A 12,780-nucleotide genomic window follows, 5' to 3' on the forward strand; every position below is an offset into this window, starting at 1 on the left:
ACAGTGCGGGATGGAGCAGTTGGTAGCTCGTCGGGCTCATAACCCGAAGGTCGTAGGTTCGAGTCCTGCTCCCGCTACAAGTAACAATAAGGAGCCCTTAGAGATGATCTAAGGGCTTTTTTTAGTATCAGAACTATCATCCTTATTCTGCAGGAAAAATTAACACTATCTAATAATAACAAGCCATCCCGTAAAAATTGGCTGTCCGTTTTTGGGATCGACAACGTAATAATACGTGCCCGCAGGTAATACTGTCCCTTTATAGGTACCATTCCAGGGAGTAGGATACCCTATAGCAGAGAATACCTTTTGCCCCCAGCGGCTAAACACATTGACAGTGGATTGTGTATAATTACCGAGGTTTATAATATCCCATGTATCGTTTTTTCCGTCTCCATTTGGGGTAAAAGCGTTGGGAATAATCAATGTGGGTGTTACGGCAGATGAAGATACTATTGTTAATACGCCGCCTATATAGGTAAAAGAATAATTGGCAGCGACGGCGCCGCTTGCAGTAATTGGATATTGCCCCGGTGCCGATAAGGCTGTTGCAGTTGTGGTAGCGTTAGGCGGGGTGATTAACTGAGCAATACCCTCGTTATTTACAAAGCCACTATAGGTAACCGTGAATGGAGGATTAGCCGCGCCATAAGCTTTGGACTTGTCGTTAGCAGTTACTGTCAGTGGCGCAGGGGTAACTGTGCTTAGCGGCATTGCCACGTTTATGCTCACTGCATTAGGCGCGCTGAGCACAATGTTGCCGCTGTAATTGCCTACAGGTGTGGTTGATGCCAGCCTGATGAATATCTTTATGTTAAGCGCATTGCCTGTGCCGCTCATTAAAGTTGTAGCACCGTAATTAATACCGTCATTACTTACCTCAAAACCCGCCGGTGCGGTAACGAGTATGCCAGCTGTAAGATTGGTGCCTGAAATATGAAAACTTTCGCCCTGCGAAACCGCACCATATACCGTAGTTAACCCGGTTAAAGTACTTTGCGCACTCAAAATACTTGTAGCCGCAGAGCCCACAGTAATAGTGAAGCTCTCCGGCGTACCTGCACAACCTGTGCTGTTTTTCGGCGTAACGGTAATGGTTGATATTATCGGGCCGTTATTATTATTTACGGCTGTAAAGGATGGTATATTGCCCGTGCCGCTTGCTGCAAGCCCTATGTCGGGCGTATCATTCGTCCAGTTATAAATATCGGCGCTTCCTGTAAAGTTTATAGCTATTGTTGTTGCGCCATTTGTAGCAGATTGGCTGTTCACGGGGTTTACAACAGGCAATGCGTTTACTACTCCCGAAACAGCTACCTGCTGGGTGGGCGCTCCGGCTGAACTAAGTATTACGTTGCCCGATACATTGCCGGCCGCATCGCCCACGGCCGAACGCACATATATTGTAGTGTTGTTCAAAGTACCACCGGCCTCGGCAAGCGATACACTGCCGCCGTAGCCGCCTATGGCAGTAAGCGATACTTCAAACCCTGCCGGGGCGTTAACTGTAACATCAGCCGTAAGGTTATTTCCGGATACGTTAAACTGTTGGATATTGGGGCTGGCAGATGCCGTGCCTGCACAAGCCGTAATAGCTCCTGTAGCATTGCTTGTGTTTATAACAGCCCCAGAGGATGACGGATTTACGGTGATGGTAAAACTAACCGGAGAACTATTGCAACCCGGGCCCAGTGAAATAAAATTGCCCATGGCATATGAATATGAACCATCAGGGATAGTAGCTGTACGTGTGTTAGTTACTGCATCTATTACAACGATATTGTTTGAATTATAATCAGCTACATATATTTGCTTATCATCGGGAGTTACAGATACTCCGCAAGGGCTGCTATCGGCCCCGACTGAACCGATGACCGTGTTATCAGCGGCATTGATTATTGTTAGCATACTCGAGGCAGCATTGGTTACATATAATCTATTACCGTCATGGCTCACCGTAATACCGTTCGGGCTCCCGCTAACCGGAATTGAGGCGGTTACATTATTTGTTGAAGTGTTGATAACAGACACCGTGTTTGAACCCGGACAGGCTACGTAAACAAAGTGGCCATTGGGGTTAATTGCTATACCCCATGACTGTGTACCCGCCGCAATTGTAGTAATTACAGTATTGGTGGCCGTATTGATAACCGTTATAGTATTTGAATAAACATTCAATACGTATACCCGGCTGCCGTCAGGACTTACAACTACACCAATGGGGTCAATACCTACCTTGATTGTTTTTACTACCGTATTATTTGCTGTATTAATTACCGAAACTGAATTTGGCCCCGATGTAGAGAAATAAGAAGGGCCGGTATTAGCAACATACACACGGCTGCCATCCGGGGTAACGGCAATGCCATGAGGTGAAGAGCCAACAGTAACGGTTGCGGTTACGGTATTTGTGGCCGTATTAATTACCGACACAGAATTGGATCCGGAATTTGACACATACACCTTTTTGCCATCCTGACTTGCCGAAACACCCCAGGGTTCTGAACCCACCGGTATTTGAGCTGTTACCAGGTTGGTGGCGGTATTAATAACGGAAACTTTCCCATCAGCATTAGGGATGTATGCAAAATTGGCGTCGGTGGGCGTTGCCGTAATTGTTGCTGTAATAGGGTGATTGTTATTATTTACTGCGGTGAATGCAGGTATATTTCCGGTACCACTTGCCGGCAAGCCAATAGATGGATCGCTGTTTGTCCAACTGTAATTACAGTTGGCACCTGTGAAATTTACAGCAGTTGTAATGCCGCCGTTAGGTATTGTTTGGTTATTAGATTGTGCAAAAGCATAAACTGAGAATGAGAAGAAAAATGCAGCTAAAGCCACCGCAAGTAAAGCTCTCCTCATGTAATTAGGTTTGGGTACATTTATAAACAATAGTATCCAAATTTATCATTATTTAGCGGTGTTATAAAATTATTAAAAAACAATAGCCTCCAATAAAAGCGACATTGCAGGCGCACGTGTGCCATATGTGCTTGCTATTTATTTCCCAACATTAAGAATACTATTTATAATCTTCCAAAAAGTTCGGGATTTGTTGCGTTACATCTACCGAAAAAATTCAAAAGCCTCAAGTCAAAAGACTTGAGGCTTTTTTGCTTTCAAAATTTTTACATTTTTATAGAAAGTGCGTTTTTTCAATGTGACGCGACCTCTCCTGGCAAGGTCAGAATTTTCGTTATTTAGTATAATTTCCAACAAGCGAATCAATATATTGTATTGATTTTATCTAATATATAGAATATAATTTCATTTATTTTGAATTTATGGAATTTAATATTGTAACTTAACGTCAATGTTATTTTAACCTTATCATCATAAATCACCTGTTCGAAAAGCCATGAATAAAAATTACTTCAGAATCGCGCTGCGTAATTTGAGGATACGTAAATTTTTTACTTTTATTAACATCGTTGGCCTGTCTGTCGGAATCAGCGCAGCCCTGGCAATTTTTGTTATTGTAAATTTTGATCTCAGTTTCGACAAATTTCATCATGATAGTGAGAGAATTTACCGGGTAGTAACAGATCTTTCTTATATGGACAAAGTAGTTGCCCGTGTTGGACTTGTTAACGGTCCGCTGCCCGCAACTATTAAAGCAGAGGTTCCGGGGATAAAAAACGTAGCTCCATTTCTTGAAATAAAAGAAACAGATGTATTGATTCCGGGTAGTACGGATTTACCTGTAAAATTCAAAAAGGAAAGTAACATTGTATTAGCCGATAAAGAATATTTCGCGCTGTTTAATTACAAGTGGTTAGCTGGGTCATCGCAGACAGCACTTGAAAAACCTTACCAGGTTGTGCTGACTTCGGATCAGGCGCGGAGGTATTTTCCCGACATTTCTTACAGCGAGTTATTGGGTAGAACAGTCATATATGACAGCATTAAAACTACAATTTCGGGCATAATTCAAGCACCGGCCCATAACACTGATTTCTATTTTAAAGATTTCATATCCTACAATACATGCCTGAATAATGCCGATTTAAAAAATATGACCCGGTTAACCGAATGGCCAAATGTAGTTTGGCAGCTGTTTATAAAGATTGATGAGCATGCCAATATGCATAATGTTGAAAAGCAAATCAATATACTGGTAAATAAATATAACAAAGGATTTAGACCAGGCGATGGCCAAACGGAGCACTTGCGGCCATTAAAAGATTTACATTTTAACCAGGATTACGCCAATTTTAACAAGGGGAGAAGGGCAAACAAAACAACTATTTATAGCCTGTTGGCCATTGCCGGTTTCCTTTTACTGTTGGGGTGTATCAATTTCATCAATCTTTCTACCGCCCAGGCTACGCAAAGGGCCAAAGAAATAGGCATCCGAAAAACAATGGGAAGTAGCAGATGGCAGCTTGTTGTACAATTTTTGAGCGAAACTTTTATTGTTACATTTTTTGCCATCTGTATAGGGGTAGCTTTAACTCCGCTAATTCTGCAATTGTTTGCCGATTTTATACCACCTGGTTTATCTCTTAATTATTTAGATGGCAGTCTGTTACTGTTTTTATTAGTATTATTCATAGTCGTAACCTTGCTGGCGGGTTTATACCCGGCTATAATACTTTCAGGTTACAAGCCTATAGTGGTATTAAACAAACCGGCGGGTAATGATTTCGGAAACGGCAGCGGCATTGCGTTACGCAAAGCATTATCCGTTACACAATTTGTTATTGCACAGTTTTTTATAATGACAACGTTACTTGTTAATAAGCAGATTTTTTATGCGCTAAATAAAGACCTCGGGTTTAAGAAAGATGCTATCATCAACATTGAAACTCCACGCAGTACTATAAACTCAAATAAGCAACAGTTATTTAAAGATAAAATAAGCCACATCCCTCAAATTGAAATGATGAGCATAGGCAGTGAAGCCCCGGCAGCCGAAAATATAAGGGCTTGGGAAGTAAGCTATAAAGACGAAAAAAAGGAAATAAAAACGTCCCTGCAACAAAGAAACGGGGATGAAAACTATATTAAGGTTTATCATATAAAACTATTGGCAGGACGTAATCTTATTGCTGCCGATTCGATGACCGCAGTACTGGTAAATGAAAAATATATACATATTTTAGGCTTGCAAAATCCGGCAGACGCTATAGGCAAGGCTTTTGATTATGAAGGTAATAAAAGGATTATTGTGGGAGTGGTAGCCGATTTTTATCAAAAATCATTGCGGGATGCTATTTTGCCAATGTCAATGCAAGCCCCTCACTATCGTTTTAATGACAACTTTTTCCATATACTTTTAAAACCACAAACTGCAGGGAGCGATGATTGGAATAAAGCCATCAATAGTATGAAAAGCGCCTGGAAAGAAGTTTATCCCGACATAGCATTTGACTATCATTTTTTTGATGATGAAGTTGCCCGGTTTTATGAAAATGAGCAACGTACCTCTAAACTGCTTTCATGGGCTACAGGGCTTTCCATACTGATCAGTTGCCTTGGTTTAGTAGGCTTAACTATTTTCAATACCAACAGGCGCACAAAAGAAATAGGTATACGTAAAGTGCTTGGAGCATCTGCTATGCAAATTGTAAAGCTGTTATCATCAGAAATAACCTGGCTGGTTGTAGTTTCTTTTGTTGTGGTTATGCCGTTGTCGTGGTTTGCTATGAACAAATGGCTGCAAAGCTTTGCTGACCGAACCCCAATAAGCTGGTGGCTATTTGCGTTGAGCGGAACAATAATGTTTTTCACCGCTCTTTTGACATCTGTTTTTCAAACCGGAAGAGCTGCTTTGGCAAATCCTGTTAAAAGTTTAAGAAATAATTAAGAGCACCCGTTAAGATTAACAGGGAAGATATAATCTTTAAGAAGTTCCCGATTTTTTAAGGTTGTCTGCTGATAGATCAGGCTTGAGAGGTTTAATTTATTGCGGATAGAAGTCTGATACTTGCGGCCAGGCGGTCGAGTGGGGGCTGCAAGTTAAAGCCACAAATTGAAAAATTTGTGGCTTTTGTTTTTGCTGAAAGCACAGTTTTCCACTTAATTAAACTTAAAAACGGCCATTAACACCACAATAAAGAAGATGCAAAGCTGAATGAAATGAAACCTGATCATAGCACGGATAGCATCTTCTACCTGCTGAGTTTTCGCAATGTTGCCTGTCATCAAACTTTGTTTGAGCCGGTTCCCGCTCTTTCGCCCCATTAGGATGCCGTTAAGTACAAGCCCAAGTACAAATATGATCTTAATTTTAAACCATAGCTGACTTCCAAAGGCATTATGCGTAATAATCAGAAAACCGGTGCCTGAAAGCACTAATAGTATACCTCCGATAAGTAATAAAACGGAAAGCTTTGATAGTATGCCAATTTGGTGCACTGCTGCATCTTTATTAGTTTGATAGTTCTTTAAAATATTCCTGAAAGCGACGAACTCAACAATATCGGTTCCTGCCATTAGCGTGAGACCGGCAAGGTGCATAAGGAGGCATATTTGGAAAAGTGTGTAGGAATTCATAAAAATTAATTAAGATTTAAATAATAAAAAACTGGTGATAGCCATGTAGGCTACAGTTAATCCATGGATCATTAAATGAGAAATATCTGAAGACCCGTTTGCTGAAAGCACAATCAGGAAATCCGCTGCCGGAACGATGATTGCCGATGTAAATACCCAGGCTGTTGCCTTGCGCATACGTAGCAATAAAAGGGGCAGCAGCACGGCTCCCGAAAAAATGTCGCGGATGCCTTTTATTCTTCCAAATGGTAAATCATCGTTGCTAATGAGAGGAATACCATAGCCTATAGCGCCGGCGCCGGGGTTTATTATAAAGCGGACACCGATAAAAATGATGCCCGTTGCGACGAAGAGGGTCATCCAAAAGGATGCCGACCGGATGCCCCATTGTTGTGTTTCGTGTGTTGTTTTCATGTACTGTTATTTTTAACAGTACAAAACTGGGCAATGGAAATCTTCCATTCATTCACCCAGGTTAATTAATGCTTGCCCGAGATCCGTTTACGGATACGGCTTAGCGATTGTGGTTTAATACCGACATAGGAGGCTATATAGTACTGAGGAATGCGCTGTGCAATATCGGCATAATCACTTAAAAATTTCGTGTACCTGGTTTCAGGCAGGTCCGTATATAAAGAACCTATCTGGCTGATTACACTCACAAACACCTGTTCAATTGCCAGGCGGCCAAATCTTTCGCCTGCTGTTACCTCTTTATAAAACTGCTGTATACCAACGTAACTGATCACCCAGATAGTGGTATCCTCTAAGGTTTGTATATTAACGTATGAGGGAGTTTGGGGCAGAAAACTCATATAGTCACATACAAACTCGTTTTCTTTGTTAAAATAATTGGTTTGTTCTACTCCATCATTGTTGATATAATATCTCACAAGCCCGGTTTCGATAAAAAAAATGTAACGGCAAACATCGCCCGCTTTTAGTAGATGTTCGCCCTTTTTTAGCGCTTTCTTGTGAAATAAAGTGCGCGCTATGCCTTCATCATCAAAAGAAAGCGGCACATAAGTCTTGATCTTTTCTATTAACAACTCCATTGCGCTAAATTAAATTACCGTATTGTTAAACCCAAACTTGTATTATCCTGATGGTCAAGTCCAAGCCATCCTGCTAAACATCCTAAATTTTTATTCGGTTAAATTCAGTTATAAAAACATAGGCACTCCAAATTTAGTCCCGCCTCGCTATCATACGTGCGGTTCAAAACCGAACAGCCGGATGTTCGGTTTCATAACAATCCTCATGGTGTTGCAGTGTTAATTGGCAATATATCAGTAAATTAGATCTTTGGAATAATGATTGAGTTATTTGATCTGCTTGAATCCATACACATTCCATATTAACCTTTATGACCTAATTTTCCTGGGGGCAATATTTATCGGGCTGACTTTTGCCCTGTTGCTATGGTTTACACAAAAGATCAGCCGTGCGGCAAACAGGTTCCTGGCCCTGGAAATAGTTGTCATCGTTTTATGGTTGGCCCGGGTATTGGGCATCGACGTTGGGTTGGAAACTTATATTCCCTATTGGAGTTTACTGCCGCTGCAATTTTCGATGGCGATGGGGCCCCTTATTTTTTTCTATGTGCTCAAAATAACCCTGCCTGATTATAAAATTCGTTTTAAAGATTTGCTCCATTTCAGCCCTTTATTGCTGGAGCTTGGTGTACACGTATGGGAGGTTAGGGATAGCTTCAGGACAGGTACGGCTACTTATCATACACGAACCTTTCAGCAACTAAACCCTGCATTACAATTGCTGGCGTTTATTTCTGTGGGTACATACCTTTACATATCCCACAGACTTATAGAACGCTTTTACCGGCGCATGAAATTTAATGGGGGGGATAGATATAGGTACGAGTTGCGGTGGCTGCATAACTTGCTGGGCGGTTTCGGCCTGTTATGGTTATTGTGGATACCATTTACTGCCATAGGTTATTTTGATCATCAAGGCCGGCTAAGCATGCATGTTTATTATCCTTTATATGTGCTTTTAGCGGCAATGACAATCAGGATGGCACATGCAGCTTTTTTGAAGGCGGAAGAAAGCGCATCTTCTAATCCATTCTCGTTTTTAAAGCCGCCGCCGCCAGAAGTGAAGAACAAAGGTACCTGGTTGAAAAAAACTGTCAAAAATAACCGCCATTATGAAGATCCCGAGTTAAGTTTAACCGCACTTGCTGAAAAGCTTGAACTGACTACCCATGAATTATCCCGGATCATTAATACAGTGCTCAAGAAAAACTTTAATGATTTTATTAATGAGTATCGCGTTGCCGAGGTCATCAAGAAAATGCATGATCCCGCTTACGACCATATAACCTTATTGGGTATTGCATTTGAATCAGGTTTTAACTCTAAAACTACATTTCACCGTATTTTTAAACAAATGACCGGGAAAAGCCCGGCAGAGTATAAAACAGCACGCAAAAAAGAAATACCATCTTATAACTTGGAACTTTATCCTCGAATTGCGCCGGTAATTTCGTACCAGGAAACCACGCCGAATTGGTTAGGTATGAAATTAAGTCGCAATTATATGTTTAGAAATTGTTTAAAAACCGCCTGGCGCCACATCACACGCCATAAAATCTATACAGGTATTAATGTTATGGGGCTTGCGCTGGGTATTTGCGGATGCCTGGTCATTTATCTTGTGGCAAACTTTGAATTAAGTTTTGATACTTTCCATCCCGATAAAGAACGGATCTATTGTATCGACGTAAGCATTGAGGGTAACCCGGACCCTGACCATGCTCACTGGAATTCGGTGCCCGCACCTATGCCCGATGCCATGCGGAGTGAAATGTCGGGGCTTGAGAAAGTAGCAGCTTTTCAGCATTATAATCCAAAAGTGAAGATAAAGGATGGTGACAAAGTTATTAAGGCATTCGATAGGACAGAAGGGATAATTGCAGAAGCTGATTACTTTGACATATTACCCTACACCTGGCTAAGCGGAAGCAAAAAAACATCGTTGACTAATCCCATGACCGTAGTACTTACCCGAAGCCGTGCAATGACCTATTTCGGAAATTTGCAGCCAGACGAGATGATAGGCAAAACGATCACTTATGATGATTCGCTTACTGTAACGGTTACAGGTATCCTGCAAGACTGGAATAGAAACTCCGATTTCAATTTTTCAGACTTTATTTCATACAGCACCATTAACAGTAGTCTGTTAAAAAGACAGATCCCTTTGGATAATTGGTTTATGCTGAATCATGGCAGCCAGGAATTGGTAAAATTACCTACGGGCGTAAATCCTACTCAAATAGATGCCCAATTTCCTTCATTTATAAAAAAACATCTTGACCCCGATCCTCACACTAAGTTACATGCACAGCTTCGGCCATTTACTGGTGCTCATTTTCATAAGGAGTATGGTGGTGAAGGAATGAAGGCTGATCTGAGAATACTGTACGTCCTGTCGGCAGTGGCTATATTCATACTGTTAATTGCAGCTGTCAATTTTATCAATTTATCTACTGCACAATCTATACAACGGACCAAAGAAATCGGCATACGCAAAGTGCTGGGCAGTGGAAAACTTACTATTCTATTCCAGTGCCTGATCGAAACATTCACTTTGACTTTGCTGGCCGTAATCATAGCCGTTATTGCGATAAAGCCGGTATTGAATCTATTTGCTGCATATATCCCGCCGGGCGTAGAATTTGATTTTATGGAATATACCACATGGATATTTCTTATCAGCATAGCAATTTTTACTACGTTGCTGGCTGGGCTTTATCCGGCAAGACAACTATCCATATTTAAGCCCGTTTCGAGCTTGAAAGGTGAGTTAAGCGAAAAAACGGGTAATAAAGGCTACTTGCGCAAAAGCCTGATCGTGTTCCAGTTTACTATATCGCTGATCTTCATTATCGGAACCATAGTGACCAGCAAACAGATTAGCTATATGCAAAATCAGGAGCTGGGCTTTAAAACAAGCAATATTATTACTTTGAGAAGCGTCTGGAATGATCATACGGGGAAAATGCAGGTACTTGCCGAAAATTTGAAACGATTGCCCGGGGTAGAGCAGGTTATTACAGAAGCATTTCCGCCAATGGGTTTCGCACACATGGGCAACAGTATACAATTGCATGGGAGCAACGAAAAGCCTATCGAAGCTTCCATCCATTCGGGTAATGAAAGCTTTGTGCCGTTTTATAATATGAAAATGGTTGCGGGCCGTAATCTGCTTCATAGCGATAGCGTAAGGGAGTACCTAATAAATGAAAGTGCTGTAAAAGCGCTGGGTTTCAACAGCCCCAAACAAGCTATCGGCAGGCTTTTGTTATTTGGCGGTCAAAACAAAGCTTATCCCATAGCCGGTGTAGTAGCTGATTTTTACGAAAACTCGTTCCATCAGCAAATTATGCCGGTAGTTATCGCTAATGACCCCAAAGTTCAAATGGGCATAGCGCTAAAGTTAACTCCTGCCGAATATCAAAAAGGCGATATTTCGCAACTAATAAATGGAATAGCCAAAGAATGGAAAAAAAACTATCCAGAAGAACCCTTTGATTATTCTTTCCTGGGCGATTCTATCTCCCGGTTATACGAACGTGATCAGCAAACACAATGGCTTATGAAAACAGCAACGCTCGTAACCATCTTTATTTCATGCATGGGCTTGTTCGGCTTGGCGATGTTTACTACCGAGCGAAGAACCAAAGAGATCAGTATCAGAAAAGTGATGGGGGCAAGCGTAACCAATATATTAACCATGCTTAGTAAAGAAGTAGTGATACTGATCGCTATTTCATTGCTGATTTCATCGCCTATTGCCTGGTTCTTTATGTACAGCTGGTTGCAGAATTTTGCCTACCATACAAACCTCAGTTTATGGGTATTTATTATGGCTGGTGCCGGAGCCATGTTAATAGCACTGGTAACTATTAGTTTCCGAACGATCAGATCGGCTACGTCAAATCCTGTAAAGGGGTTAAGGAATGAGTAAATCATGTCCATGGCCGAACGTTTAACTCATTGTAGATGAAAGCCTGGCACTTTTCTTCAGGCGATTTGACTTTAATCCTGCTCCCGCTACCCAGTCAAAAGCCTCAAGTCGGAAGATTTGAGGCTTTTTTGATTTCAGGCGTCTTGTTTTAAAGCATATGCACGTGCTGTACAGTGTTAATAATTCGCACGAAAGATCGGAGTTCCCATCAGGATAAAGCTTCAGGATAAATTTTAGTCCTACTGAGTTTAAATTCTAACCTCTTTTTATAAGGCGATAGCATCATTCAAATAAAAAAATCCCTAAATGGCCGATAATAATTAAAGAAATAAGCAATGTCTTATTAAATTAGACCTTAATTTAAACCTTATGAAGCTTAAGTTTATATATGTTACCTATCAACTTATATAAAGGTACGCTGGAGGGAATGCTGTTTGTCGGGTTGACTTTTGCCCTACAGCTGTGGTTTGTCAAAAGCACCAATCGCCCGGCAAAACGATTTCTCGCCGTAGCCCTGGCTGTGCTTGCTTTTTGGATAGCAGGAATATTGACTGCTGATATTGAGCCGGGGAGACGGCTGCCGCAATTTTCACTGGCCTTTGGACCGCTGATCTATTTTTATGTACGGAAAGCTATCTGGCCCGCACTAAAGTTTCATCGTAAGGATCTACTGCATTTCTGCCCCGTTATTTTAGTGCAGGCCATTTGGCTACCCGGAACAGCGTCCATATTAAAACTGTTGACATTTATATCGGTTGGAACTTACCTGTACCTATCTCACCTGCTGATAGAGCGTTTTTATACAGGTCAGAAATTTACGGAAGGTGATCGTCACCGGTATGAGTGGCGTTGGTTGGATAACCAATTGGCAAGTTTAGGTTTTGTGTTATTATTATGGATACCGCTCATTGCTATTGATTATTGGGGTTTTCACTTTTCGTTAGAGCGCAATGTTTATTACCCGCTGAATTTGCTTTCGGGATTGATGGTTATCAGGATGGGCGTAGTTGTATTTTTCAGGTCAGAAACTGATACCATTGCCGATGCGCCGTTGTTTCCTAAACCATCCGGCTTAATGGCGTTGAAACAAAAAGGCAAATGGCTAAAGAAAATTGTACAGGATAACCTTTATTACCAGGACCCTGAACTGAGTTTAAGTTCACTGGCCGAAAAACTTGATCTAAGTCCGCACGAATTATCCCGGATAATCAATACGGTGCTCAAAAAAAGCTTTAATGATTTCATTAATGAATACCGTGTTGAGGAGGTGATCCGAAAAATGCAGGA

The 12,780-nt window shown here is 41.3% G+C and carries 7 protein-coding genes and 1 tRNA gene; 4 read left to right on the top strand and 4 right to left on the bottom strand.

All coding sequences use genetic code 11. From position 1 onward, the window contains the following. Window positions 1–4 precede the first annotated feature (4 nt). Window positions 5–77 (top strand) — tRNA-Met (locus tag VF500_RS10725). A gap of 88 nt (window positions 78–165) precedes the next feature. On the opposite strand, the gene VF500_RS10730 is transcribed toward VF500_RS10725, so the two are convergent. Then, window positions 166–2,865, bottom strand: a complete 2,700-nt coding sequence (locus VF500_RS10730) for a gliding motility-associated C-terminal domain-containing protein (protein WP_330859667.1) — start codon at window positions 2,863–2,865, stop codon at window positions 166–168. A gap of 496 nt (window positions 2,866–3,361) precedes the next feature. Here VF500_RS10730 and VF500_RS10735 point away from each other — a divergent pair, with 496 nt between their 5' ends. Then, complete coding sequence (locus tag VF500_RS10735; protein ID WP_330859668.1) at window positions 3,362–5,812, top strand: FtsX-like permease family protein; 2,451 nt, start codon at window positions 3,362–3,364, stop codon at window positions 5,810–5,812. A 212-nt stretch (window positions 5,813–6,024) separates the two neighbouring features. Here VF500_RS10735 and VF500_RS10740 read toward each other — a convergent pair whose 3' ends face one another. From VF500_RS10740 to VF500_RS10750, 3 genes are all read right to left on the bottom strand, one after another. After that, complete coding sequence (locus tag VF500_RS10740; RefSeq protein ID WP_330859669.1) at window positions 6,025–6,441, bottom strand: hypothetical protein; 417 nt, start codon at window positions 6,439–6,441, stop codon at window positions 6,025–6,027. Between the two features lie 69 nt (window positions 6,442–6,510). After that, complete coding sequence (locus tag VF500_RS10745) at window positions 6,511–6,915, bottom strand: DUF4267 domain-containing protein (RefSeq protein WP_330859670.1); 405 nt, start codon at window positions 6,913–6,915, stop codon at window positions 6,511–6,513. A 65-nt stretch (window positions 6,916–6,980) separates the two neighbouring features. Next, on the bottom strand, window positions 6,981–7,556 hold the full coding sequence (locus tag VF500_RS10750) for a Crp/Fnr family transcriptional regulator (RefSeq protein WP_330859671.1): 576 nt from the start codon (window positions 7,554–7,556) through the stop codon (window positions 6,981–6,983). Window positions 7,557–7,836: 280 nt separating this feature from the next. Between VF500_RS10750 and VF500_RS10755 the strand changes: the two genes are divergently transcribed. Together VF500_RS10755 and VF500_RS10760 are read left to right on the top strand one after the other, a co-directional pair. Beyond that, complete coding sequence (locus VF500_RS10755; protein WP_330859672.1) at window positions 7,837–11,493, top strand: ABC transporter permease; 3,657 nt, start codon at window positions 7,837–7,839, stop codon at window positions 11,491–11,493. 388 nt (window positions 11,494–11,881) lie between these two features. Next, window positions 11,882–12,780 (top strand): hypothetical protein (locus tag VF500_RS10760; RefSeq protein ID WP_330859673.1); only part of this gene is annotated, 899 nt, incomplete at its 3' end.

Source organism: Mucilaginibacter sp. (assembly GCF_036383575.1).
Taxonomy (GTDB): Bacteria; Bacteroidota; Bacteroidia; order Sphingobacteriales; family Sphingobacteriaceae; genus Mucilaginibacter.